The 23829-nt window shown below is 45.3% G+C and carries 27 protein-coding genes; 12 read left to right on the forward strand and 15 right to left on the reverse strand.

Features of this window, described 5'->3' with window-relative positions; all coding sequences use genetic code 11:
• Nucleotide 1: 1 nt before the first annotated feature.
• Nucleotides 2-1039: a 3-deoxy-7-phosphoheptulonate synthase gene (gene aroF / locus WN59_RS12120; protein ID WP_046517706.1), complete on the reverse strand. Its 1038-nt coding sequence runs from the start codon at nucleotides 1037-1039 to the stop codon at nucleotides 2-4.
• A 412-nt stretch (nucleotides 1040-1451) separates the two neighbouring features.
• Here aroF and WN59_RS12125 point away from each other — a divergent pair, with 412 nt between their 5' ends.
• Complete coding sequence (locus WN59_RS12125) at nucleotides 1452-2315, forward strand: prephenate dehydrogenase (protein ID WP_046517708.1); 864 nt, start codon at nucleotides 1452-1454, stop codon at nucleotides 2313-2315.
• A 40-nt stretch (nucleotides 2316-2355) separates the two neighbouring features.
• Here the strand turns inward: WN59_RS12125 and guaC are convergent, their stop codons facing one another.
• On the reverse strand, nucleotides 2356-3339 hold the full coding sequence (guaC, locus tag WN59_RS12130; RefSeq protein WP_017547587.1) for a GMP reductase: 984 nt from the start codon (nucleotides 3337-3339) through the stop codon (nucleotides 2356-2358).
• 242 nt (nucleotides 3340-3581) lie between these two features.
• Here guaC and argF point away from each other — a divergent pair, with 242 nt between their 5' ends.
• The gene (argF, locus tag WN59_RS12135) at nucleotides 3582-4580 is read left to right on the forward strand and encodes an ornithine carbamoyltransferase (RefSeq protein ID WP_046517710.1); all 999 of its coding nucleotides are present in this window, start codon (nucleotides 3582-3584) and stop codon (nucleotides 4578-4580) included.
• Between the two features lie 38 nt (nucleotides 4581-4618).
• On the opposite strand, the gene WN59_RS12140 is transcribed toward argF, so the two are convergent.
• The 4 genes from WN59_RS12140 to WN59_RS12155 form a co-directional block, all read right to left on the reverse strand.
• Nucleotides 4619-5260 (reverse strand): hypothetical protein, encoded by a 642-nt coding sequence (locus WN59_RS12140; protein ID WP_040608662.1) that lies wholly within the window; start codon nucleotides 5258-5260, stop codon nucleotides 4619-4621.
• A gap of 81 nt (nucleotides 5261-5341) precedes the next feature.
• The gene (locus tag WN59_RS12145; protein WP_046517714.1) at nucleotides 5342-6166 is read right to left on the reverse strand and encodes an SDR family NAD(P)-dependent oxidoreductase; all 825 of its coding nucleotides are present in this window, start codon (nucleotides 6164-6166) and stop codon (nucleotides 5342-5344) included.
• Nucleotides 6167-6230: 64 nt separating this feature from the next.
• Nucleotides 6231-7316, reverse strand: a complete 1086-nt coding sequence (locus WN59_RS12150) for an AI-2E family transporter (protein WP_046517716.1) — start codon at nucleotides 7314-7316, stop codon at nucleotides 6231-6233.
• A 47-nt stretch (nucleotides 7317-7363) separates the two neighbouring features.
• Nucleotides 7364-8152, reverse strand: a complete 789-nt coding sequence (locus WN59_RS12155) for a MerR family transcriptional regulator (protein ID WP_046517718.1) — start codon at nucleotides 8150-8152, stop codon at nucleotides 7364-7366.
• Nucleotides 8153-8820: 668 nt separating this feature from the next.
• On the opposite strand from WN59_RS12155, the gene WN59_RS12160 reads away from it, so the two are divergent.
• Nucleotides 8821-9915: a PLP-dependent transferase gene (locus WN59_RS12160; protein ID WP_046517870.1), complete on the forward strand. Its 1095-nt coding sequence runs from the start codon at nucleotides 8821-8823 to the stop codon at nucleotides 9913-9915.
• Between the two features lie 2 nt (nucleotides 9916-9917).
• Nucleotides 9918-11045, forward strand: coding sequence for a trans-sulfuration enzyme family protein (locus tag WN59_RS12165; protein WP_046517721.1), 1128 nt, complete (start codon nucleotides 9918-9920; stop codon nucleotides 11043-11045).
• Nucleotides 11046-11197: 152 nt separating this feature from the next.
• On the opposite strand, the gene ssuE is transcribed toward WN59_RS12165, so the two are convergent.
• The 5 genes from ssuE to WN59_RS12190 form a co-directional block, all read right to left on the reverse strand.
• Complete coding sequence (gene ssuE, locus WN59_RS12170) at nucleotides 11198-11629, reverse strand: NADPH-dependent FMN reductase (RefSeq protein WP_331386424.1); 432 nt, start codon at nucleotides 11627-11629, stop codon at nucleotides 11198-11200.
• A gap of 30 nt (nucleotides 11630-11659) precedes the next feature.
• Complete coding sequence (locus WN59_RS12175) at nucleotides 11660-12997, reverse strand: LLM class flavin-dependent oxidoreductase (RefSeq protein ID WP_046517724.1); 1338 nt, start codon at nucleotides 12995-12997, stop codon at nucleotides 11660-11662.
• A 44-nt stretch (nucleotides 12998-13041) separates the two neighbouring features.
• Entirely contained in the window at nucleotides 13042-13713 is a 672-nt protein-coding gene (locus tag WN59_RS12180) for an amino acid ABC transporter permease (protein WP_046517727.1), read from the reverse strand.
• Nucleotides 13714-13726: 13 nt separating this feature from the next.
• A complete protein-coding gene (locus tag WN59_RS12185; RefSeq protein WP_046517729.1) occupies nucleotides 13727-14512 on the reverse strand; it encodes an amino acid ABC transporter ATP-binding protein in 786 nt (261 codons plus the stop codon).
• A 101-nt stretch (nucleotides 14513-14613) separates the two neighbouring features.
• Nucleotides 14614-15528 (reverse strand): LysR family transcriptional regulator, encoded by a 915-nt coding sequence (locus tag WN59_RS12190; RefSeq protein ID WP_052747435.1) that lies wholly within the window; start codon nucleotides 15526-15528, stop codon nucleotides 14614-14616.
• A 173-nt stretch (nucleotides 15529-15701) separates the two neighbouring features.
• On the opposite strand from WN59_RS12190, the gene WN59_RS12195 reads away from it, so the two are divergent.
• Nucleotides 15702-16202: a ferritin gene (locus WN59_RS12195; protein WP_017547575.1), complete on the forward strand. Its 501-nt coding sequence runs from the start codon at nucleotides 15702-15704 to the stop codon at nucleotides 16200-16202.
• A gap of 46 nt (nucleotides 16203-16248) precedes the next feature.
• Here the strand turns inward: WN59_RS12195 and WN59_RS13650 are convergent, their stop codons facing one another.
• The gene (locus WN59_RS13650) at nucleotides 16249-16392 is read right to left on the reverse strand and encodes a hypothetical protein (RefSeq protein ID WP_156172440.1); all 144 of its coding nucleotides are present in this window, start codon (nucleotides 16390-16392) and stop codon (nucleotides 16249-16251) included.
• Nucleotides 16393-16463: 71 nt separating this feature from the next.
• On the opposite strand from WN59_RS13650, the gene WN59_RS12200 reads away from it, so the two are divergent.
• The 6 genes from WN59_RS12200 to WN59_RS12220 all read left to right on the forward strand — a co-directional run bounded on the left by WN59_RS12200 (nucleotide 16464) and on the right by WN59_RS12220 (nucleotide 20535).
• Nucleotides 16464-17225, forward strand: coding sequence for an arylamine N-acetyltransferase family protein (locus WN59_RS12200; RefSeq protein ID WP_046517732.1), 762 nt, complete (start codon nucleotides 16464-16466; stop codon nucleotides 17223-17225).
• A 20-nt stretch (nucleotides 17226-17245) separates the two neighbouring features.
• Nucleotides 17246-17407: a hypothetical protein gene (locus WN59_RS13655; RefSeq protein ID WP_156172441.1), complete on the forward strand. Its 162-nt coding sequence runs from the start codon at nucleotides 17246-17248 to the stop codon at nucleotides 17405-17407.
• 117 nt (nucleotides 17408-17524) lie between these two features.
• A complete protein-coding gene (locus WN59_RS12205; RefSeq protein ID WP_017547571.1) occupies nucleotides 17525-17884 on the forward strand; it encodes a PadR family transcriptional regulator in 360 nt (119 codons plus the stop codon).
• Nucleotides 17850-18548, forward strand: coding sequence for a DUF1048 domain-containing protein (locus WN59_RS13355; RefSeq protein WP_052747437.1), 699 nt, complete (start codon nucleotides 17850-17852; stop codon nucleotides 18546-18548). The genes WN59_RS12205 and WN59_RS13355 overlap by 35 nt, the downstream gene beginning before the upstream one ends.
• Nucleotides 18549-18776: 228 nt before the next feature.
• The gene (locus tag WN59_RS12215) at nucleotides 18777-19829 is read left to right on the forward strand and encodes an ABC transporter permease (RefSeq protein ID WP_046517735.1); all 1053 of its coding nucleotides are present in this window, start codon (nucleotides 18777-18779) and stop codon (nucleotides 19827-19829) included.
• 1 nt (nucleotide 19830) lies between these two features.
• A complete protein-coding gene (locus WN59_RS12220; RefSeq protein ID WP_046517737.1) occupies nucleotides 19831-20535 on the forward strand; it encodes an ABC transporter ATP-binding protein in 705 nt (234 codons plus the stop codon).
• Nucleotides 20536-20575: 40 nt separating this feature from the next.
• Here WN59_RS12220 and mqo read toward each other — a convergent pair whose 3' ends face one another.
• Nucleotides 20576-22087 carry a malate dehydrogenase (quinone) gene (gene mqo / locus WN59_RS12225; protein ID WP_046517740.1) on the reverse strand — a complete coding sequence of 504 codons (1512 nt, stop codon included), beginning with the start codon at nucleotides 22085-22087 and terminating at the stop codon, nucleotides 20576-20578.
• A gap of 339 nt (nucleotides 22088-22426) precedes the next feature.
• On the opposite strand from mqo, the gene WN59_RS13660 reads away from it, so the two are divergent.
• The gene (locus tag WN59_RS13660; RefSeq protein WP_156172442.1) at nucleotides 22427-22603 is read left to right on the forward strand and encodes a hypothetical protein; all 177 of its coding nucleotides are present in this window, start codon (nucleotides 22427-22429) and stop codon (nucleotides 22601-22603) included.
• Nucleotides 22604-22631: 28 nt separating this feature from the next.
• On the opposite strand, the gene WN59_RS12230 is transcribed toward WN59_RS13660, so the two are convergent.
• Complete coding sequence (locus WN59_RS12230; protein WP_046517742.1) at nucleotides 22632-22961, reverse strand: hypothetical protein; 330 nt, start codon at nucleotides 22959-22961, stop codon at nucleotides 22632-22634.
• A 76-nt stretch (nucleotides 22962-23037) separates the two neighbouring features.
• Entirely contained in the window at nucleotides 23038-23703 is a 666-nt protein-coding gene (locus WN59_RS12235; protein ID WP_046517744.1) for an HAD family hydrolase, read from the reverse strand.
• Between the last annotated feature and the right edge of the window lie 126 nt (nucleotides 23704-23829).

Here is a 23829-nt window from a genome sequence, read left to right on the forward strand (position 1 = left end):
ACTATTGCTGGACGATCGCTTCCATACCGGTCGTCTTCTTCTCGATCTCAAGAAGCATGTTGATGGTTGTCATCAGTTCATCGAACTCATCCGGTGTCAGACACTGCTGACCGTCACTCCATGCATTTTCAGGGTCCTGGTGCACTTCTATCTGCAGACCGTTCGCACCGGACATTACTGCAGCCTTAGCCATGGAAGGGATGATATGTCTGATCCCGGCAGCGTGGGATGGATCGATGACGATGGGAAGGTGGGATTCCTTCTGGATGACCGGCACCGTCTGCAGATCAAGCGTGTTTCTTGTTGCCGTTTCGAATGTACGGATGCCGCGCTCACAGAAGATGACATTTTCATTGCCGCCCGCCATGATGTACTCGGCGGACATCAGCCACTCTTTCATCGTTGCTGACATGCCGCGCTTCAGCAGGACCGGCTTATCCGTCTTGCCGATCGCCTTGAGCAGATCGAAATTCTGCATATTGCGTGCGCCGACCTGGATGACATCCACCAGTTCAACGAAATCATCGAGGTACTCCGTCGACATCAGTTCAGATACTACCGGCAGGCCTGTCTCCTGCTTGGCAGTCTGAAGAATGCGGAGACCTTCAACACCGAGCCCCTGGAAAGCGTAAGGGGATGTCCTCGGTTTGAATGCACCGCCCCTCAGTGTATTCGCCCCTGCAGCTTTCAGACGTTTTGCGAGAGCCACTGTGTCTTCTTCATTCTCGACTGAACACGGTCCTGCACATACCATGAAGTTCTCAGCCCCTACTTTCACACCATCTATATCGATGATGCTGTCGTCTTCATGGAAATGGCGGTTCGCCTTTTTGTACGGTGCCGAAATACGGTGTGCATCCTCTACTACCTGGAATCTCTTCATGTCGTTTTCCGTAATTTTCGAAGTATCGCCGATCAGCCCGATGATGGTACGGTTCTTACCGTCTGAACGATGCACCTCGAAACCCGCCTCCTCAATATTTGCCGTCAGCTCCTCGATCTCCTGTTCCCGTGCGCCCTGCTTTACGTGAATAATCATAAAATAAAACCTCCCATTAAATTTTGATAATAATAAAACCGCCACTTATATCTTAAATAAGTGGCGGTGGAGTTTATAAAATAATATACAGGTACTCTAGCCACTTATTTAGGATAAATGGCCAGACATCACAAAATGCTTTAGCCATCACTTGATACAAACATAAAGGTTCGTTTTACGTTTGTACTCAATGTGATGGGTACAAACGGTATCAAAAATAGCTAAAGTAAAATCGATTATGCTGTTGTTGTTTAGTGAGTAACATATATAATCGCCTCTTTTGAGATGTGTTGAGAGTAATTATATAGCGGCCATATTGTTTTGTCAATACAGAATTATCAGAAATATTGCATTGCGTATAAATTTGTTTACGTTTATACTAATCTAATACATTGGAAGTGGAGGTCCATTCATGAAAATTGTAATTGCAGGACTCGGAAACATCGGCGGGTCATTCGCCCTTGCCATAAAATCGAATGCACCTGAACATGAAGTATATGCAATTGATATTGATGCAGAATCACTCAGGGATGCTGAAGACGGCGGATTGATCAGAAAAGGGTTTGAAAGTCCCGAAGCAATCATCCCGCATGCCGACCTGATCATCTTTTCAGTCTATCCCATGACCCTGAAATCTCTGGTTGCCGAGTATGCCCCCTATTTCAAGGAAAATGTCGTACTGACGGATGTCACGGGAGTGAAACGCTCCATCATAGAAGAAATCGAACCGCTGCTGTCTGACGACGCCGATTTTATCTTTGGTCATCCCATGGCCGGCCGGGAGAACAGAGGCCTTTCATTCGCGAGCGGTGAAGTGTTCCGGGACGCAAACTACCTGTTCACACCCACGCCGGGGAACAAGCCGGAAAATATTGAAATGCTCACTGCGTTCGTCAGGGAAATCGGTTTTAGGAATGTGACATCAATTACGCCGGATTTCCATGATGAAGTCATCGGCTTCACCAGCCAGCTGGCGCACGTCATCGCGGTATCTCTCATCAACAGCGACGACCCGGTCCGGGATACGAAAGCATATACGGGGGACAGCTACAGGGATCTTACACGCATTACCAACATCAACGAGAAATTATGGCCAGAACTCTTCATCATGAATAAAGATCATCTTCTCAATCATATCGACGGCTTCAAAGAGCAGCTCGACCAGCTGACAAAAGCCATTGAAAACGAAGATGTGGAGACGATGCAGGAAATGATGATAGAATCACGGCACCGCTATCATGACCTTCATAACCTGGATGAATCAGACTGGACATAAGAAACGGGGATTGGCTAAAGCCAATCCCCGTTTCTTCATATCAATAGACTTTATCCCCATTGAAAATGGAGTTTTTAACCATTACATAATCCACCGTACGGATCGCCTCAAGGGTGTTTCCCCCTGCATAGGAAATCGATGACTGCAGATCCTGCTGCATTTCAACCAGTGTATCTTTGAGGGGCCCTTTATAATCCACGAACATCTTTTTCCCTTCGACGTTTTTCTTCTCGCCTTTTTGGAATTCAGATGCTGAACCGAAATATTCTTTGTATTTCCTGCCATCCCTTTCAACAGTCTCTCCCGGCGATTCCTCATGACCTGCAAACAGAGAGCCTATCATGACCATCGAAGCACCGAAGCGGACCGACTTGGCGATATCCCCATGTGTCCTTATGCCCCCGTCGGCAATGATCGGTTTTGTGGCAGCCTTTGCACACCAGCGCAGGGCAGCAAGTTGCCATCCACCCGTGCCAAAACCGGTTTTGACCTTGGTAATACACACTTTGCCCGGTCCGATGCCTACTTTTGTCGCATCCGCACCTGCATGTTCCAGCTCACGTACCGCTTCAGGTGTGCCGACATTTCCGGCAATGAGGAATGTTTCCGGTATGTGTTCTTTGATGTATTCGATCATCCTGATTACAGCATTCGAATGCCCGTGTGCGATATCTATTGTCATATACTCAGGGACGAGTCCTTCCGATTGAAGCTGATCGATAAATGCATACTCCTCTTCTTTGACGCCTACACTGATTGAGGCTATCAGATTTTTGGAGTGCATATCATTTATAAAATTGATGCGATCCTCCGGCTGGAAACGGTGCATTATATAGAAATAGCCTTTTTCAGCCAGGGTCAGGGCAATCTTTTCATCAATGATGGTCTGCATATTTGCCGGCACGACAGGAAGTTTGAAAGTATGGTTTCCAAGCGTTATGGATGTATCACATTCCGAACGGCTGTTTACGATACACTTATTAGGAATCAGCTGAATATCTTCATAATCAAATACATTATCCATGGTTTTTACCCCTTTAATACGAATATTATGGCTAGAATCATTAATATTTGTTCGCCATTCGGTATTTTAGGTCATTTCCAGGATAAAGTCAATCCATAGCATATATATAATTATTCCCAGTTTTTAATATAATTTTTATGCAATATTTTAAATATTTATTTGATTTTCAGTGTTTTTATTGTATAATAATTTTTAATTACTTTTTTAGGAGATGATTTCTTGGGGCGGCAAAACAATTAAAACTGGTTAACTTTCAAAGCAGAAACTTTTTAAAGGAATATGACTTTGATAAAGAAGAGCTTGAGACGCTTATCGACTTCGCGGAACATCTTAAAACTAAAGAGAAGCACGGTATCCCGCAGCGATTCATGAGCGGGAAGCAAATTGCACTTATTTTTGAAAAACAGTCCACGAGGACCAGATCCGCTTTCACTGTAGCTGCCGGAAAGCTCGGGGCCACTGTTGAATACCTTAATAAGAATGACTTACAGCTTGGAGCCAAGGAGTCCGTAGAGGATACGGCAAAAGTACTGGGTTCCATGTTCGACGGTATTGCCTTCAGAGGCTTTGAACAGCAGACGGTCGAAGCGCTTGGAGAACATTCCGGCATCCCTGTCTGGAATGCCCTGACCAATGACTGGCATCCGACACAGATGCTCGCTGATTTCCTGACAATCAAGGAACATCTTGGTACTTATCAAGGTAAAACCGTCACGTTTGTTGGCGACGGCAGAAATAACGTGGCACATTCCCTGCTCGTTACCGGAGCGATACTCGGTGTGGATATCAATATTGTGGCGCCTGATTCCCTGCAGCCTGAACTTTCCGTTCAAAAGCTGGCAAAAGAACTTCAGGAAATCTCAGGCAGTAAATCACTGATTACCGCGAATGTCGAGGCAGGCATCATAGGCAGTGATGTAATCTATACCGATGTCTGGTGTTCGATGGGTGAAGAGGAACAGCTGGATGAAAGATATAAACTTCTGAACACATATCAGGTCAACCAGGACATGATTGATCTGACCGGTAAACCAGATACTATTTTTCTGCACTGTCTCCCGGCCATCCATAACACTGAAACCGACATCGGAAAGATGGTATATGAGAAATTCGGGGAAAATGGTTTTGAAGTTTCTGATGAAGTGTTCAGAGCCGGATACTCCAAAGTCTTTGAACAGGCGGAAAACCGCATGCATACGATCAAAGCTTTGATGGCCGTGACATGCGGAGAAGTTTATTAGAAAAGTTTCTATAGGAACACAAAAATGGACCGTGCCCCTTATGGGAGCTGCGGTCCATTTTCATCTCTCATGCCTTTTTCTGTTGTAAGCAGTACATAGAAGATGCTGCCGAGAATCCACCACTGCATAAGTGTCAATGCCAGTATACTCTCTCCGTTGAAAATGAAGAAGCGGATGACCATCTGCGCGATGAAAAGCGTTATGAACACCATCAGTATTGCCCTGAACCTGTTCCAGGTAAAGTAGATTGCAATCAGGGCGGCAAGCGATGCGACAGCCATGATGATATACGGCGGCTGCGTGATCAGCCTGAGTTCGAACACACCATATAACGTTATGAATGCAACGCTGAAAATGCTGTATGACTCTGCATAGAACAGGCTGTTGGAACGGTATGCCATATAGATGAACATGACAATCATCCCCATCAGCAGTCCCGGCTGGCCACCGTTATAATAAAATACACTTAAAGGCTCCCCAATGAATGCATTCCAATTGAAGATAATATAGGAGAATTTATATATCAGAAAAAGGATGATTGCTGCATTCAGCCAATGACTGAACAGATGTTTCTTTTCTTCCGAATTCCAGATCATCATATAGGAGATCAGGAACGCCGCTGCCAGAGCGACATACATAGATGGAATTTCAAAGGATCCTATTGTAAATGATTCAAGCATTATATCCGTCCTATCCGAAAGTGATGACGTCTCATACATGATGACATTATCCCGCTCTGAAATAAAGCAGTATGCACACACCTATTTCAACCGCTTCATACCTTCTTGTATTACAAAGTCATAAGCCGCGGCAGGAAGCAGCCTGCCCAGAGCTGTCAGACCGAGTGACCCTTTCGTCGTCCTGTATATGGGCTTGACCTTTTCCCCGACAAGCGCCCTGACCATGACATCCCGTGTCTCTTCAGGCCCCGGTGCCCGCTGTAATGCACTAAGCATGTACTGCTTCACTTCTTTCATCAGAGGGGCATACGCCCCGCCTTCTGTATTGATATAGTTTTTATCCAGGGCCACAGTGCCGAAAGGTGTATTCACCACACCCGGCTCAATCATTACGACATCTATGCCGAATGACTTCACTTCCTGTCGCAATGCAATTCCCAAAGCTTTGATGCTGTGCTTTGTTGCAGCATAGTACCCCATCCCCGCACTCGATACATGTGCAGCCGTTGAACTTGTGATGACGATGCGTCCCCCCTTCTTCTTTCTCATGCCGGGAAGTACAGCACGGATCGTTTCCACTGCACCGAAAACATTGACCTCAAACTGCCGGAGTACAGCTTCTTTTGGAACTTCCTCCACAGGGCCATACACCCCGTAACCTGCATTGACGAGCACAGCGTCTATCTCCCCCACCTCATCTTCTATCTTTCGTCTGACCGAGTGCACCTCAGCACTGTCCGTTACATCCAATGGAAAGGCATATCCTCCCTCTTTGACAAGGATATCCAGCAATTCATGCCTTCTGGCACTGACACAAATTTTATGTTCCGTATTTCTCAGCAGTTTCAGCGCAGTCGCCATGCCAAACCCACTCGAGGCACCGGTTATCCAGATTACCTTTTTCATTTTCAGTTCTCCTCCCCTTAAAAATTAAAACGTCCTCTTTAAACAAAAGGACGTTCGCCAATAATCATGCTCTGCCGGACAATGTTTTGTAAATACTTCTTCTGTAACGCCATAAGTTCTTTACCCCCGCTTTCGCTTTGACTACTGCGTAAAAAGGTATGGCAGTGAGCATTCCTGCAAAGCCTGCGATATTGCCTGCCGCCAGCACTATTGTAATGATGGTCAGAGGATGCAGATGGAGCTTCTGTCCCATAACGTTGGGCGTTACTATATTGCCGTCTATCTGCTGCGCCACCAAAGTCACTGCCGCCACCCATACCCCCAGCAAAGGATCCTGGATAAGACCCATGATAAGTGCCGGAGCAAATGCAATCCACGGACCGACAAACGGTATGATGTTCATGAACAAAGCAAATAACGCGAGCAGTATGGCGTAATCCAGACCAATGAGAACATATCCCGTATAAAGCATTACAGCAAGGATGATGCTTACCAGGACTTGTCCCTGTATGAATGCCTTCAGTGTAAAATCTATATCAGACAGAAGCTCATTCAGGAATTGTCTGACCGTCCCGCGGAACGGGGACACCACTGCAGGTATGAATTTTTCATGATCCTTCAGCATGAAGAACAAAAAGAAGGGCACGAGGATAAGCATCACCAGCACCCCTGCCGTGTTGGCCAGGAATGTAATGATTTTTGCCGACAGACCCTGCATTATTTCATTTGCCTGACCGACTACCTTATCCACCTGTTCCCTGACATCAAACGGCAGACGTTCTCTCTGTGACATCAGAAATTCGAAAAGTTCTTCGAATTCATTCAGCAGATAAGGAGTCCTCTCCATCAAATGCTCGGCTTCGCTGACAATCATCGGCACAATGATCGAACCGAGTCCTGAGAGAACCAGCACAACCAGTATGAAAATCATGATCGTGCTTAACAGACGTCCTGCTTTATGGTGCTCGAGGAACCTCTGGACCGGCTCGGTTATATAATACAGCAGACCTCCCAGAAGCAACGGATAAAATACCGTCATCAGTGTTATATATACCGGTTCGAATATCACCTGGACCTGTATCGTCAGAGCGACGATTACCAGTGTGATGATTATTGCTATTCCCGTCTGAAACCAGTTCTTCTGCATCATATAGTCTGCTTCCTTTATCGATATTGCAGTCCGATTCCATTCGTCTGCTATTTCTTGAAGATGCTGAATAACTTACTGAAGTATCCCCCTTTTTCCTCCTCTTTTCCGGCATCTGTATCTTCTTCACGATCGTTTTGTTCCCTGTCCTGCCCTTCATCGTTGCCATAACTGCTCATATCAATATTGGAAGCCTTGGAATCTGCAGCCGTCTCCGGTTCTTCAGCCGGAATATCTTCTCTGACAATCTCTTCCTGCGGGATCTCCTCAGCTTCCTTCTGTACAGAACTTTTTTCATCCGCCACTTCTTCCATGGACTGGCCTTCATCCAGTTCTGCTGAAACCTCTGCGTCCTCCCAGTCCGGGGACTGCTCTCCATCAGAACTGCTGCGATATTCAAGAGACAAAGGCTCATTATATTTACTGTAGGCTTCGAGCCTTTCAACAAGATGATTTACATTATGTTTCAGTTCACGGTTTTCCTGCTGCATTGTTTCGAGTTTGTCCATCACAGCACCGATCATTCTGTTTATATCGTTATTAGTAACGCTCGCAGGCGCATTTTCCCCTTTCTCATAAACAATATGCGGTACTTTCTCAATGATTTCATCGGCTGCTGTCTCCAGTGTATAGCCGGGCTGTTTTGCAAGCTTTATGAATTCTTTCAGCACAGCGATATCTTCCTGTGAAAAAAGGCGTCTGTTATGTTCATCTTTTGCGACTTCATATTTTCTCTCTTCGAGCATTCTTACATATTTACGAACATTCTGATCGGAAAGTTCCACCATATCTTTTACTTGAGCTGTTGTGTAATATACTGCGTGATTAGTTTCTCTCATATGTAACCAGTCTCCCATTATTTTATCGTTATTTAATATTATAACTTTTATAAGCAGTCTTTTCCACCTTTTGTTCAAATCATAATATAACTTAGTTTATAATGATGTTATTATGATGGTGCGACCGGCGTTACTTATTTCGATTCAAAGGCTTTATAAAGGCTTTTAAGGACGATATAAAAGGTTTTAAAAAATATTTTTCAGTTGTTTTTGTAATGTTTGTTAAGCATTGGATATGTTGCCGAAAAAAATGATTTTTGCCGTTTTCATTGTGCGCACGGCATTATATTCTTTCGTTTCGGATAATTTGAATTTATCAGATAATACCATTGACTTTATCTATTTTAATTTGTATATTAATCTAAACTTACAGTTTAAATATAAACTTAAACGGCATAGATGGGATGAGTAGTTGCCGGGACAATTCACAGAGAGCTGCCTAAGGCTGAAATGCAGCATTGTCGCGGAAATGAACATGGTCCCTGAGCTGCAGCTGATTATGCCGCGGGTCCGCCCAATACAGCGGTACAGTACTGATTGATACTGTGTGAGGCTGGAACAGTGATGTTCCAGTGAATATGAGGTGGTACCGCGATGGGCTTTCGTCCTCCTGATCCTGTTTGAAAGCAGTAGGGATGTCGAAGGCTTTTTATATAAAGGAGGTTGTGATAATGGAAACGAAATTGGCACAAATAGGACTTAACACTGACCCCACAGGGGCAACCACCAATCCAATTTACACTGCTACAGCATACGAACACAGAAGTGTCGGGGCATCCACAGGCTATGATTATACCAGAACCAGTAATCCGACACGGTCGCATTTCGAGGAGGCGTTTGCAGAACTTGAAAATGGTATTGCTTCATTTGCAACATCCAGCGGTATGGCCGCGATTCAGCTTGTATGCGGCCTTTTCCGGCCTGGCGATGAGATATTGGTCAGTTTTGACTTATACGGCGGCACTTTCAGGATTTTTGATTTTTATGAATCCCAGTACGGCGTGAAATTCAAGTATGTGGATTTTGACGACCTTCCCGCAGTTAAAGGGGAGATTAACGGAAATACAAGGGCATTTTTCATCGAGCCCGTAACAAATCCGTCGATGATAGAAGTACCGCTTAAACCATTATATGAACTGGCATACAACCGGGGCATATTAACGATACTGGACAACACTTTCCTGACGCCGTATTACTATACACCCCTTAGCGATGGGGCGGATATTGTGCTGCATTCTGCTACCAAATATATCGGCGGCCATAACGATGTACTTGCAGGCGTCGTTACAGTAAAGGATGCGCACCTCGCAGAAACATTTTCAGCACACCACAATATGGCAGGGGCAACATTATCTCCTTTTGACAGTTATCTGCTGTTGAGGGGACTGAAAACACTTCACCTTCGCATGGAACGTGCAACAGGGAATGCCAAAATTCTTGCAGAGCATTTCACTGCAGATAAAACAGTCGACAAAGTGTTATACTCGGGCCGGACAGGTATGCTGAGTCTGCGTCTTAATGAGGCGTACAGCGCGGCCAAGGTGCTTGAAAATATAAAAGTCTGTACGTTTGCAGAAAGTCTGGGCGGCACAGAAACATTCATCACTTTTCCGTTCACACAGACGCATGCTGATATGCCTGATGAAGAGAAGGGCAGAAGAGGTATTGATGAGCAGCTGCTGAGGGTTTCAACAGGTGTTGAAGATGTAGAAGATATCAAAGCCGACCTGATACAGGCTATAAATAAATCGAAAAGGGGATAGACATGGATACCTCAATCGAAACAGACATGATCATCGACAATAAGCGGGGCAGGGAGTATGACACTGCCAACCAGCCGCTTTACTATTCAACCGCATTCATACGCAAGAGCCTTGACGACGAAGAAGCCCACCTTTATGTAAGGAACAGCAACCCGAACAGGGAGAAATTGGAAGAAAAACTTGCACGCCTTGAGAATGGAAATCACGGGTTTGCATTCAATTCGGGAATGTCGGCAATAGCAGCTGCACTGATGACATGTTCCCCGGGAGACCATATCATAATGCCTGCCGATATGTACGGCGGCACTTATGAACTCAGCAAAACCATATTGAAACGTTATCAGCTCAGCTTTTCAGCAGTGGATCAAACAGTTGCTGACAACGTTACAAACGCCATTACAGAAAATACGAAAGCAATATATATCGAAACACCTTCCAATCCGACATTAAAAGTGACGGACATCAGAAAAATCGTTGAAATAGCGGGAAAAAACAACCTGATCACCATAGTGGACAATACATTCATGACGCCCCTTGGACAGAACCCGCTCAGCCTCGGTGCTGATATCGTCGTTCACAGCGCCACAAAATTTCTCGGGGGACACAGCGATGTGCTGGCAGGCGCAGTCATTTTAAATGACGAAAACCTTAAGACGAGTGTCCAGGAAATGCAGGTCGTCATGGGCACGGGACTCGGCACGTATGATTGCTGGACACTGGGCCAGCATTTGAAAACACTGGCAATCCGCTGGAAGCAGACCACGGAAAACACGGAAAAGCTTTATCAGTTCTTCGACTCTCATGAAGGTGTCGGCGATATCTACTATCCAGGGAGAGACCCACTTCATCTGTCCCAGGCAAGTCATGGAGGAGCTGTAATAAGCTTCCGGATAAAAGACGAGTCGAAGGCGCAGGAATTCGTGGATAAACTGAATATACCTCTCGTTTCTGTAAGTCTGGGAGGGGTAGAATCCATATTGTCCCATCCGAGGACCTCCAGTCACCTGGCACTCACTGAAGATGAAAGACAGGACAGGGGCATTACTCAAGGGTTATTCAGACTTTCAGTTGGCATTGAGAAGTCTGACGATCTCATTGCAGACATAAGACAGGCACTCGACAGCATATAAAAACGGCATCCGGTCAATTGACCGGATGCCGTTTTTATTATATGTTTCATGGGAAAACTCCTTCAACTCCCATTTTTCCAAGCAGCTCTTCCACCTGAACTTCTGTACGCTGTACCAGTTCCTCATCCTGTATAGGAAAGGCTGAAGTTTTATCAATCTGGCTGTCCAGATAATACACCCTTCAGTGTAGTGCCTTTCAGCGTCGAAATCAGCGGTTTAAGTGCATACTCCAGGGCCAGCAGATGGGATATACTGCCTCCCGACATTACCGGGAGCACCGGCTTGTCCTTCATGATATCCTGCGGAAGGATATCAAACAGACTTTTCAGCACTCCGGAGTAGGCTGCCTTGTACACCGGGGAGCCAACTATGATCCCTTTTGCATTGCGGATTTTTTCTGAAGTACCGGTTACTTCGGGGCTGTTGAAATTTCCAAACATCAGGTCTTCTCCGGGAATATCCCTCACTGATATATGACCGATGGACAGACCTTTCTCATTGAGCCTGTCACCAATGTACCCGAGTACTTTCTGAGATCTGGAGTCAACGGACGGGCTGCCTGAAATGATTACAATATCATGCATGAAATCTTCCTTTCTGACCAATAATCAGCCTTATGCCTTTACATTTCCGGCTTTTTCTTTTGTATAACGGTTTTCCCTGAAGTCAAGTCCCAGATTTTCTCTGAGCGTCTCTCCGGAATATTCACGTGTATAGCTGCCTTCCTCTTCAAGCAAAGGTATGACATGTGCCAGAAATTCATCATACTGGCTGCCGAATGTCTGGGGTGTAAACACAAAACCATCTGCCGCTCCATTTTCCACCCATTCAATCATCTTATCTGCCACATGTCGGTAGGTCCCGGAAAAAACATCTTTCGGAGACGCTGTTTCCAGTGCCACCTCGCGGAGAGTGGAACCATGTTCATGAGCTTTCCTTTTTATATTGTCAGTAGTGGACCGGAAGCTGTTTTTACCGACGTCCCCGATATCAGGAAAAGGCTCATCCAGCGGATGTACACTGAAGTCATAATGATCGAAAAATCTTCCCAGCACTTCCAGGGCCTTATCGATGGTAATCAGGTTCTTTATCTCCTCATGTCTTGCTGCAACGGCTTCTTCGGTTTCACCGATGATCGGGGACAGCGATGGGAGGATCAGCACATCTTCTTTCTTCCGGCTATTTTTAACAGCCTGGTCTTTGATGTCATCATAGTACTCCTTGTTGGTTTCGAATGAATGCGCATGGGTGAAGACCGCTTCACCGTACTTTGCCGCAAACGCTCTTCCCGTTTTTGAAGCACCCGCCTGAAAGATCACCGGCTGTCCCTGTCTGGACCGTTGAATGTTCAGCGGTCCTTTGATATTGAAAAAATCCCCTTTGTAGTCCAGTGTATGAAGTTTTTCCCTATCAAAAAATTCTCCGGTCTCACGATTTCTGACAAAGGCATCATCCTCCCATGAATCCCAGAGCCCCTGGGCGACTTCTATATATTCGCCTGCCATTTCATACCTGGTCGAATGCTCCGGATGATTCCCTTTGCTGAAGTTTCCGGCACTGCCTTCAAGAGGCGTTGTAACGACGTTCCATCCCGCACGGCCATGGCTTATCTGATCGATTGTTGCCAGCTGTCTTGAAATATTGTAGGGTTCGCTGTATGTGGTCGATACAGTACCTGCCAGACCGATCCGCGAAGTGAGCGGGGCAAGTGCTGACAGAAGTGTCAGAGGTTCGAAACGGTTGAGGAAATGCGGTATGGACTTCTCGTTGATATGGACACCGTCCGCTATAAACAGAAATTCAAAACCTGCCGCTTCCGCTCTTCTTGTAACATCCAGATAGTGTTCAAAATTTATACTGCCGTCTGTAACGGTATCATCCGCCCGCCAGGAATAGGGATGTGAACCCGGTCCCTGGACGAGAAGTCCCAGCTTGATCTGCTTTCTGCTCATGGTTAAACCACTTCCCATTCATAATTTTTCCCTGCTCTTTAGCGCTACGCTTCATAGGGTTTGTTGATTCTTGCTTCATACCATTTCTGAAGCCAGCTGTAGAGTATGGTCATACCCCAATATATGATGCCGACTGCGAGATACGCTTCAAAAAATTGTAGCGTTGCCGTAGCGAGAAGCTTCCCCTGCGCCAGCAGTTCTGTAACACCGATTGTGAAGGCCAGGGAAGAGTTCTTTATCAGACCTATGAACATGTTTCCGGTAGCCGGGACTGCATTTCTTACTGCCTGGGGCAGTACAATGCCCCATACCGCCTGGCGATATGTAAGGCCGGTCGATATTGCCGCTTCGGTCTGTCCTTTATCCACGGATGTGAGTGCCGCCCTGAATATCTCTGCGAGATAGGCTGAAGTATTCAGGCTGAACGCGATGATTGCGGCATTCACTGCCGAAATTGAATTCAGCCACGGGAAGAGCTGGGGCAGTCCGAAGTAGATCATCAGAAGCTGTACAAGGACAGGCGTACCCCGGAAGAAAGAGATATACAGTTTTGACAACTGTACGGCCGCAGGGATTTTATTGACAAGGATCAGTGACAGCGCTATACCGACGATAACTGCGATGATCATAGATACGATTGCAAGATATAGAGTGATCGGAATATACACCAGCAGCTCAGGTAATATTTCAATCATATATCTGATATCAAAATTCATGGGATGCCTCCTTTTAAACTGTTAACAGCTCCGGTTCATTTTCTTCCTGCGAGCCCACTGTCTGCTGTGTTGTATAATTCTTCAGGAATTTCCTGGTCCGCTCATTCTGAGGGTCGTCGAATACTTCTCCCGGATGTCCTTCTTCGACGATGTTGCCGTCGGCCATGAATATCACCCTGTCGGCGATTTCCCTGGCAAAATCCATTTCATGTGTCACTATGATCATCGTCTTGTCATTTTTGGATATATCCGAAATCACCTTCAGCACTTCGCCCACCCACTCAGGATCAAGCGAGGATGTAGGTTCATCAAACAATAATGCATGAGGGTCCACAGCCAGTGCCCTTGCTATGCCAACCCTTTGCTGCTGACCGCCGGATAAAGACACCGGATAATGTTTTGCTTTGTCCAGGATGCCCACCTGTCTGAGCAGTCTTTCACCGATTTTCACAGCTTCTTCCGAGCCTGCTTTTTTTGAAGCTGCCAGAGGGTAGGTGATATTATCCAAAGCCGTTTTGTTTTTGAACAGATTGTAATGCTGGAAGACCATTGCGGTCTCCATTCTCAGTCTGTTGATTGTCGACTTCTTCACTTTTTTTGTCTCAGCCGTGACCCCGCCTATGCTTATGAGCCCTGCATCAGGTTTCTCCAAATAGTTCAGGCATCTTAGCAGAGTTGACTTCCCCGATCCAGACGGACCGATTATGGCTACCGTTTCTCCGTCATTCACTTCAAAATTGATATCCTTCAGCACCTCGATATTGTTGAATGCTTTCTTAAGACCCGAGACTTTGATCACAGAACCCCTCCAAATTCCTACCCAAAAAGTATGATTAATGATGCCAAGTATACCACCCTGCTTGCTGAGGGACAAGATGCCGTATTATAGTTTTTTCATTTTCACTTATAGAGAGTGTCTATAATTGCTGTTTCGGCTGGCACGTCATAAGCGGTTTCCCCGATGATGCTGATGACTTCCTTTATGCTGGCTGAGTCTGAGTTCTCCCGATAGATCATATCCGTCTTCAGTGCAACGTCGGTCAATTGAGGTATGTCGATTGCATGCAGTAGTCCTCCCTCAATTTCCCTCCGGACACTGAGTTCCGGTAAAAACCCAATGGCCGAGTGGTTCAAAATGATGCCTTTGGCTGTCTCCATGCTGTCCACTTCATATTTGATATCAGGCTGTCTTTCCAGTTTCATAAACAGATTATTCACCATTGTCCAATCCATCGATCCGCAGGCAAAAAATACGATTGTGTGCCCACTGAGCTTCTCTGCATCCGGCTGACTTCCTATGAATCCATGTCCCTGTGGCACAATGAGCCTTATTGGACTCTCCAAGGCTCTGTGTATGCTCAATCCGGGTGCTGATACATTGCTTGCAAAACCGAGGTCGGCTTCTCCTCGCGAAACCATGCGTACGACCTCTTCACTCGGTGCAGTAATTATCTTTACATTCAATTCAGGAAGCACTTTTTTAACTGCGGCAAGAATGTCTGGAAGAAGATAACAGGAAGCCAGACTGGAACTGGCGACAGTGAGCCTGTTGTCATTCCTGCTGTCATCCAGATAGGCTTTTCCTTTTTTCAGAGTATCCACCATATTTTCTGCAAAAGGCAGAAATCCCGAACCTTTTTCAGTCAGTATCAGCCGGCGCCCACTGCGCTCAAACAGCTGTGCACCAAGTTCACGTTCAAGTGATTTTATTCTTGAGCTAACAGAAGGCTGGGACAGAAAGAGTACTTTGGAAGCTTTGTTGATACTTCCGAAATGATTGACATGTACAAATGCTTCCAGATTTTCTATATTCATAGCGACGCCTCCTCAATAATTCTCTACAGGTTTTGTATCCACATTGATATCATATTATATAAATAGGAATTAAAAGTGTAAACAGTTTGATTTTTTTAAATCAGTAGCAATATGGTATATTTGATGATAAGAGGGTATTTATCAAGTAGGCTTTATAGAAGGAGGAATTCAAAATGTTATCTGAGAAATTGAAAGAAGCTTTGAATAACCAGATGAACAATGAATTTGCAGCTGCGCATGAATATATGGCAATGGCAGCATATTGTGAGTCCAGAAGCTATGATGGTTTTGCCAATTTTTATATCCAGCAGGCCAAAGAGGAACGATTCCATGGCACAAAACTTTATGACTACCTGAATGACCGGGGTGTTCACGCGATTTTCAAGGAAATCCCGGCACCTGCAACTGACTATAATTCCATCCTTGATACTTTCAAGGCCGGGCTTGCACAGGAGAAGGAAGTGACGAAATCATTCTATAACATCTCTGATATCGCCACTGATGAAAAGGAGTACGCAACATTATCCTTCATCCGATGGTTCCTTGATGAGCAGGTGGAGGAAGAGGCGACATTCGAACGCCATATCGACTATATCGAAAGGATCAAAGATGATGCCAATGCTCTGTTCATTTATGAAAGAGAGCTTGGGAAGCGGGATTTCAATGAAGCGTAGGCGTCAAAAAATGGACCGGCACTGCCGGTCCATTTTTATATCTCTTTCACATCATTGACAGCTGCATGACAATTTTCCTGAAGCCTTCCTCCTCATGCTTCATGCTGCCCTGTATGGTCGAACCGACCGACGTCTTGATCTGACCTTTCAGAACCTCTCTCCTAATTGAAATTTTCCTGGCTGGATGCATTGTAAGGCGTAACCATGATTCTGTCCTGTACACTTGTATAATGTTATAATCTGCCTCAGGGAGGCCATACCATGAATGACCTTAACATGATGTTCCGCAAGCGGATCCGTTTACAGACAAATTTCCAGATTGCATTCGAGAACCTTGAAAATGTTCTTGAACTGACGGCACAGGCACTGCCGTTTGAAAACACTGCCGTCATGTTCAACCGGACGAATGCCATCAGCCGGGATAACCTGATTGAAAAGATGCTCATACAGAACGAAGGGGGACTCTGCTATGAACTGAATCCACTGTTACACTTGTTTTTATCGGAAAACGACTTCGATTCTGCAATGTATTACGGCAGAGTTCATAACGGCACGGACTTCGGTACTAAAACACATGTCATGTTTCTTGTGAAACATGGGAGGAGAGCCTATCTCATCGATACAGGTTTCGGTGGGAACCTGCCGCTCAGACCGGTTCCTATGAATGGTGATACTGTGCATTCCAGAAACGGATCGTTTAAAGTCACTGAAGTGTCAGACGGCCATGTTCTGATGATGAACCTTGCCACATCTCAAAAAGGGTGGATACCCGGTTATAAGTTCTACCTCAACGATCCAGTAGCGGGAATCGGGGAACTGGATCGTGTTCAGAAGATCATAAAAGAGAGCGAAACTTCCCCGTTCAATAAAGAGCCGCTTATTACAGCATTCACAGAAGCTGGCAGACACACGCTTACCGATAAAAATTATACGATCTGGGCGGATGGTCATGTTAAAAAAACAGAAGTCCTGCCCGGGCAATTCTATGAATTAGCAGAAAAATACTTCAACCTGAAAATTTAGATCTGATTAGGAGCAGAAACATGAATATGTTTTTCATTTCATTCCTGGTACTGCCGGTACTTGCCTTCATCACCTTATTGCTGCTGACTGACAGCCTGGTCTATGCAATCATTGCATTGCTCATCACAGACCTTGTCTTCACAATATTGTTCATAAAGAACAAAAAACAGATGAAGAAGTAGCGGAATACACCATTTGACATATCCCACAAGGTATAGTAAAGTGTACCCAAGCTATTTTGCATAACAAAATAGCTTTTATTCCACCTCGCTATCATGTAATGCAAAGTAGGTGAAGACGTGAACAGAACCCAGATTCTAAAAGGCCTCATGGAAGCCTGCATCCTTAAGATAATCCATGATGATATCGTATACGGATATGAATTATCGGAAAAGCTTCAGAACCTTGGCCTTGCCGATGTAAGCGAAGGGACAATCTATCCTATACTGCTGAGACTCCAGAGAAACAATTATATTTACAGTGAGAAACGCACATCTGATTTCGGACCAAAAAGAAAATACTACTTCATTACCGAGGAAGGAAAAAACGCACTGAAGCTCATGACCGAAGAGTGGGATAGAATCCTCGGTCCAATCGATTCGATACTCAAGGAGGACACACAGCATGTCAGAAAAACCACTGATAAAAGAGAACAATAGGCTGAGGGAAAAACTGAATCAGCACAACAAAGAAGTCTACGAGGATATACTGGTCTATATCAGACTGAATTACACTTCCAAAAATGAAGAGACCGAGGAGATACTGAACGACCTTCTTAACCACATAATAGAAGCTCAGAGGAATGGCAAAAAAATCGAAGAAGTTACCGGAAAAGACTATAGGACATATGCCGACAGCATCATCGAGGAACTGCCCAGGAGGAATGTATGGAAACTTGCCGGAAAGATAGCATTGGTTTTCCTTGGGGTCATGTACCTGTTTTCATTTTTGACAGATCTGGTATTCAATATTATTGATGGTGCACCGTTATCCGTCACAATCGATGTTGCAGCAGAGGTCTTTTACATTGTCATCATGTCGTTGGGCGGGGTCGGATTTGTATTCCTCATTTTCCATGCAATACAGTATACCCTGTTCAGGAATTGGCCCGCATGGAAAGAATATGGATTGGTTTTCATAGGTGGCGCAGTCTCTTTTTTGATTGTCATGATTCCGGTTTTTTTGAAGAATGCCATCGATATCGGCCCGTCACTTGAAATGAGTCTTTGGATACCTGTACTGCTTGGCATTATCCTTGCGGCATTGGGATTCTACCTGCTTTTCAAACCTGAAAGCAACGCCGGGCGATACAGAAGTGAATAGCACATATCGATACAAAAAGCAGACCCCCGCAATGAAATTCATTACGGAAGGTCTGCTTTTTAGTAATTATTGGAGCTACTTGTCTATACCACCTGCACAATAGTTGAAACATGAATATGATAACCGGCATATCACTAAAAAGTTTATATACAGTTTATCTTATTTTTATATTCGCTTTATACGTTGGGTGTAGAGTAGGGTTCAAACATTGAGAAAGGAACCCTGAATATGAAACTCGCATTAAGAGAACTTAAGTTTTACAAATTCAAATATGTGCTTGTCACACTGATCCTTTTCCTGCTCGCATTTCTTGTATTGTTCATTTCTGCCCTTGCACAAGGGTTGGCCAAAGAAAATGCCTCGGGTGTCGAAGCCTGGAATCAGGAGTATTTTGTCATATCGGAGGGTGTCGATGATTCATTGACACAATCAAATATCGAAGAGCAGCTTGATCGGATTGAAGGAATAACAGATGAAGGGCACAACATAGAGTTTTCCGCAAACAGCCTGACCACACCGGAATCCACCATCGATGCGGTATTCACCAATACGGATGAAAATATTGTCCCTCAGGCCGACGAAGGTCGGCTTCCCGAGAATTCCGATGAAATTCTATTGAACTATAAATTGACTGATGAAGGATACAGTATCGGGGATACCGTAGAACTGGAAGATACGGATGTGACCTTCGAAATTACAGGCTTCACCGATGACATCATGTATGCACACACTTCCATGGCATACGTTACAGACGGCGGTATGGAAAGGCTTGATTCCACCAGTATCGCGGCCGTTGCGCTGCCTGAAAACATGAGCTTTATTTCTGACGATATCAATGATATCCAAGATGTAAAGATGGTCAGTGAAGATGATATCAAACAGGCGATACCTAGCTATCAGGCAGAGCAGCAGCCTCTCAACCTCATGATTGTCTTCCTGTTCATCATTTCAGCGATCGTGCTGTCTGCTTTCTTCTACGTCATAACGATACAGAAGTCATCACAAATCGGCATTCTGAAAGCAATAGGAACCAAAAACAGTGAGCTGGTTAAAGCGATACTCATACAAGTCATGCTCATCACACTCACCGGAGTCGTCCTGTCTGTGGTCATCATGTTCGCACTAAATAATGTCATTCCGGTATCCATGCCGTTCTACCTGAATACCGGTCTCATGGTGATCGTTTCCGGACTGTTCCTTGTGGTGGCATTCCTTGGTGCCATACTGTCACTCGTACGTATCATCAAAATTGATCCATTAGATGCTATAGGAGGAGAATAATATGGGATTAGTCATAAATAACCTGACCAAATCATTTGGAAAAGGTGATATAGAAACGCAAGTGCTGAAGGGAATCGATATGGAAGTGGGTCAAGGGGAGCTGGTCATACTGAAAGGTGCTTCCGGTTCCGGTAAGACGACACTGCTTTCAATTATCGGCGGGCTGCTTAGCCGCTCCGGTGGTGATGTATCCCTGAACAATGATGACTATCTCGACATAAAACAGAAGGACCTCACTTCAATGAGACTCAAAGGGATCGGATTCATATTCCAATCCTCCCACCTGATCCCTTATATGAAAGTCATTGATCAACTGGCGTTCGTAGGGGAGCAGGCCGGGCTGACTTCAAAGGATGCCAGACAGAGGGCGGAAAAACTTTTGAAGGAAATCGGGCTCGGTCACAGGTTGAAAGCTTATCCGAATGTCCTGTCCGGCGGAGAGAAGCAGCGCGTCGCAATAATGAGGGCATGGATGAACGCACCAGTAATGATTCTTGCCGATGAACCGACAGCAAGTCTCGATGCCAAAAGGGCCACAGAAGTGATGGGAATGATACGTGACAATATCAGAGTCAACAACTCTGTTGGGTTGATGATCACCCACGACGAAAGACTTTTCGACTACGCCGACAGGATCTATACACTTGAGGACGGGCACATTGCGCCTGAGAAGAAAAACGAAGAGAAGGAACCGGTATATAACTAAAAACACCCGGCAGTTCGAATGAACTGCCGGGCTTCGTCAATCAGCTGAGAAGGACACCTTCCTCATGTGTATTCAGGCCGAGATTTCTCGAAACCTTTTCGTCAATTTCCCTGAAATATTCCGGGTTGTCGGTCAGTGAAATGCCGAATGAAGGAATCATCTCTTTAATCTTATCTTTCCACTCCGGAAAATCTTCCTTGAAGCATCTGCTCATTACATCAAGCATTACATCAACTGACACAGAGGCACCCGGCGACGCTCCGAGCAGTGCGGCAATGGAACCATCTTCTGAAGTGATGACTTCAGTACCGAACTGCAATGTGCCTTTACCGCCTTTGTCCGTGTCTTTGATAACCTGTACACGCTGTCCGGCGGTCACCACATCCCATTCACCGCTTCTGGCTTCCGGAATGAATTCACGCAGATCTTCCATCCTCTCTTCTTCGCTCAACAGCAGCTGCTGAATCAGATACTTCGTCAGACCCATCTCCTTGGCACCTGCAGAAAGCATTGTCAAAACGTTATACGGCTTCACCGAGCCCAGAAGATCCATATTGGAGCCCGTTTTCAGGAACTTGGGCGAGAACCCCGCGAATGGTCCGAAAAGAAGAGACCTCTTACCGTCGATATAACGTGTATCAAGGTGGGGCACGGACATCGGCGGTGCACCCACTTTCGCTTTACCGTATACCTTGGCATTATGCTTCTCAACAACCTCAGGGTTCTGACACACCATGAACAGACCGCTTACAGGGAAGCCACCTACATTTTTTGATTCCGGTATACCGGTCTTCTGCAGAAGTGGAAGGCTGCCGCCGCCCGCACCGATGAATACGAACCTTGAAGTATGGTATTCATGTTTCCCGGTCTTCAGGTTTTTGACCTTGACCTGCCACTCTCCACCTTCTGTCCTGCGGATATCCTCGACGCTGTGTTCAAAATGGATATCGACCTCCTTTTCTCCCTGGAGCACGTCAAACAGCTTACGTGTCAGGTTGCCAAAGTTGATATCCGTACCCGATTCAATTTTAGTCGCTGCAATCGGTTCTTCCGTGCCGCGGCCTTCCATCATCAATGGAATCCATTTCTCCAGTGTCGCCTCATCGTCGGCAAATTCCATGCCTTCGAAAAGAGGGCTGCCAGTGAGCGCTTTTACGCGCTTTTTCAGAAATTCGACATTTTTGTCTCCTTCAACGAAGCTTAAGTGGGGCACGGGCATGATGAAATCATTCGGCTTTTCAATCAGTCCCCGGTCAACCAGATACGACCAGAACTGCTTGGAAAGCTGGAACTGCTCATTGATTCTGATCGCTTTCGTAATATCCAGCGAACCGTCCGCCATCTCGGGCGTATAGTTCATCTCACATAGAGCAGAGTGACCAGTCCCTGCATTATTCATCGCATCCGAACTTTCCTGGGCGGTCCTGTCAAGTTTCTCGAACACTTTGATATCCCATTCCGGTTTCAATTCTTTAAGCAATGTCCCCAGGGTGGCACTCATTATCCCGCCACCGACCAGGATGACATCCGTTTTGTTCAATACACTGTTCATAATAACCACAATGCTCCCTTGTATATATAATCAAGACCAGAAGCTCATAAACGTTACAGAAATCACAAATCAGACCGCAAGAACCTCTGTTTCTACAATCAATAGACACCATACCAGAATTAGTATAGCGTATATTGAAGTTTCAAAAATATTTATTACTCTTAATTATACTCCTTTTCACTGAGATATAAAAGAATATTCTCATTAAATATGACATACAATTTAAAAATGTGTCATACCAATCAGCAGGGGGCAGCAATATCATCCAGTCAGAAGCAATGGGTATAAAAGACACTAATCTGTTAAACTGACACTATATTAAACAAGGAGCATTTTTAAATGAGAAATCTAACCGTATTCATCATCGCCCCGGTATTCCTGTTCATCTTCCTGCTCTTCATCACTGATGCTGCAAACGCCGCCGGCGGTGTGCTGATCTTCTACCTCGTCATGCTCGCAAGCAGGGCTTATGAGAAATACAAAAGGACAAAGGCAGAAAAGGACCAGCACCGGTGATGTTTCTCCGGCTCTGGTCCTTTAACCTTTATTTCACTTTTTCGTTGACGTAATCCGCAAACTCCTGCAGATTGCCCTCTGTAACATCGATCATGGCCACTTTGCCCATGCCTTCCGGGAATTCAATATACAGGGTGTTCTCCTCAACGAGCGCCCGTACGATATCCTGATAACTGAACACCCGTTTATACGGTTCACCGTTCATGTCCACACTCATTATCATTCTCTCGTTCGTGGTGATGTATGCTCCTTTAAAATGCGTCTGCTCCCCAACTTTGTAGATGATCGTCCCTTCCACAGCCGGGCCGGTTTTCTCCGTCGGATACAGCTCATTCTTATCTATGTCAGTCAGACTCATGTGCAACGCCTCCATTATTTTTCTTCATCTGTCAATTTTACCATTCCAAACAGACAGGGGCTAATAAATGAACCGGCTAGTCCCGGTGGATCGTCCAGTTATTTTTGGAAGCGACAGCAAGCAGCTCAGGATCGGGTTTCACTGCCACCGGCCTTCCCACGAGTTCGAGCATCTTCAGATCCGAGTAGCTGTCACTGTAGGCCTCGCTGCTTTTCCAGTCGACCTCACGGCCCTTGAAGTGATTTCTGATGATATCTATTTTCCTCTCTGCGTGAACGCGTTCGAACTGCGGTTTGACATCCAGTCTGCCGTCTTTGTAGTGCACTTCAGAGCCGATGATGCAGTCGATGTTGAAACCCTTGAATATCGCTTCGAGCAACGGTACAAATGCACCGGATATCAGCATGATGTAGTAGTGGTCCTTCTGCAGCTGCCTAATTTTCCGGACCAGGGAGTCCCTTAGCTCCAGAGCCATGTCATTGGCGACATCGCTGAAGAACTGCTCTATTTCCGGTTTGGAATTATGCTTGAAGGAACGGATATAGTATTCCATTGCTTTATGCTGCATCTTCGTCTTTTTGACAAGTTTCAATTTATAGCCTATATAGAAAGGAGCAAAATTCCTGATGAACCTCCTGTAGTTCTTACCGAACTTCGGATGGTGTTTCAGACGCTCCATCAGTATCGTGAATGTTTCATGCGGATACAGTGTGCCATCGAAATCAAATAGGGCAACTTTCATATTCGATGTTCCTTTCCTAATCGTAATCGTCCTGTCCAAAACACTGGAATACAGTTATTATTTTATCACAAAACCATTATTTCCAATATATCATTGCCCGGTCAATTTATTATGAAAACGCTGCAC

This window comes from Salinicoccus sediminis (assembly GCF_000986795.1).
Classification (GTDB): domain Bacteria; phylum Bacillota; class Bacilli; order Staphylococcales; family Salinicoccaceae; genus Salinicoccus; species Salinicoccus sediminis.

What these genes read in the sequence shown, in the direction of transcription:
- aroF (WP_046517706.1), bottom strand. Translation starts at nt 1,039, where the DNA reads ATGATTATTCACGTAAAGCAGGGCGCACGGGAACAGGAGATCGAGGAG.
- WN59_RS12125 (WP_046517708.1), top strand. Translation starts at nt 1,452, where the DNA reads ATGAAAATTGTAATTGCAGGACTCGGAAACATCGGCGGGTCATTCGCC.
- guaC (WP_017547587.1), bottom strand. Translation starts at nt 3,339, where the DNA reads ATGGATAATGTATTTGATTATGAAGATATTCAGCTGATTCCTAATAAG.
- WN59_RS12140 (WP_040608662.1), bottom strand. Translation starts at nt 5,260, where the DNA reads ATGCTTGAATCATTTACAATAGGATCCTTTGAAATTCCATCTATGTAT.
- WN59_RS12145 (WP_046517714.1), bottom strand. Translation starts at nt 6,166, where the DNA reads ATGAAAAAGGTAATCTGGATAACCGGTGCCTCGAGTGGGTTTGGCATG.
- WN59_RS12150 (WP_046517716.1), bottom strand. Translation starts at nt 7,316, where the DNA reads ATGATGCAGAAGAACTGGTTTCAGACGGGAATAGCAATAATCATCACA.
- WN59_RS12155 (WP_046517718.1), bottom strand. Translation starts at nt 8,152, where the DNA reads ATGAGAGAAACTAATCACGCAGTATATTACACAACAGCTCAAGTAAAA.
- WN59_RS12165 (WP_046517721.1), top strand. Translation starts at nt 9,918, where the DNA reads ATGGATACCTCAATCGAAACAGACATGATCATCGACAATAAGCGGGGC.
- ssuE (WP_331386424.1), bottom strand. Translation starts at nt 11,629, where the DNA reads ATGCATGATATTGTAATCATTTCAGGCAGCCCGTCCGTTGACTCCAGA.
- WN59_RS12175 (WP_046517724.1), bottom strand. Translation starts at nt 12,997, where the DNA reads ATGAGCAGAAAGCAGATCAAGCTGGGACTTCTCGTCCAGGGACCGGGT.
- WN59_RS12180 (WP_046517727.1), bottom strand. Translation starts at nt 13,713, where the DNA reads ATGAATTTTGATATCAGATATATGATTGAAATATTACCTGAGCTGCTG.
- WN59_RS12190 (WP_052747435.1), bottom strand. Translation starts at nt 15,528, where the DNA reads ATGAATATAGAAAATCTGGAAGCATTTGTACATGTCAATCATTTCGGA.
- WN59_RS12195 (WP_017547575.1), top strand. Translation starts at nt 15,702, where the DNA reads ATGTTATCTGAGAAATTGAAAGAAGCTTTGAATAACCAGATGAACAAT.
- WN59_RS13650 (WP_156172440.1), bottom strand. Translation starts at nt 16,392, where the DNA reads ATGCATCCAGCCAGGAAAATTTCAATTAGGAGAGAGGTTCTGAAAGGT.
- WN59_RS12200 (WP_046517732.1), top strand. Translation starts at nt 16,464, where the DNA reads ATGAATGACCTTAACATGATGTTCCGCAAGCGGATCCGTTTACAGACA.
- WN59_RS13655 (WP_156172441.1), top strand. Translation starts at nt 17,246, where the DNA reads ATGAATATGTTTTTCATTTCATTCCTGGTACTGCCGGTACTTGCCTTC.
- WN59_RS13355 (WP_052747437.1), top strand. Translation starts at nt 17,850, where the DNA reads ATGTCAGAAAAACCACTGATAAAAGAGAACAATAGGCTGAGGGAAAAA.
- WN59_RS12215 (WP_046517735.1), top strand. Translation starts at nt 18,777, where the DNA reads ATGAAACTCGCATTAAGAGAACTTAAGTTTTACAAATTCAAATATGTG.
- WN59_RS12220 (WP_046517737.1), top strand. Translation starts at nt 19,831, where the DNA reads ATGGGATTAGTCATAAATAACCTGACCAAATCATTTGGAAAAGGTGAT.
- mqo (WP_046517740.1), bottom strand. Translation starts at nt 22,087, where the DNA reads ATGAACAGTGTATTGAACAAAACGGATGTCATCCTGGTCGGTGGCGGG.
- WN59_RS13660 (WP_156172442.1), top strand. Translation starts at nt 22,427, where the DNA reads ATGAGAAATCTAACCGTATTCATCATCGCCCCGGTATTCCTGTTCATC.
- WN59_RS12230 (WP_046517742.1), bottom strand. Translation starts at nt 22,961, where the DNA reads ATGAGTCTGACTGACATAGATAAGAATGAGCTGTATCCGACGGAGAAA.
- WN59_RS12235 (WP_046517744.1), bottom strand. Translation starts at nt 23,703, where the DNA reads ATGAAAGTTGCCCTATTTGATTTCGATGGCACACTGTATCCGCATGAA.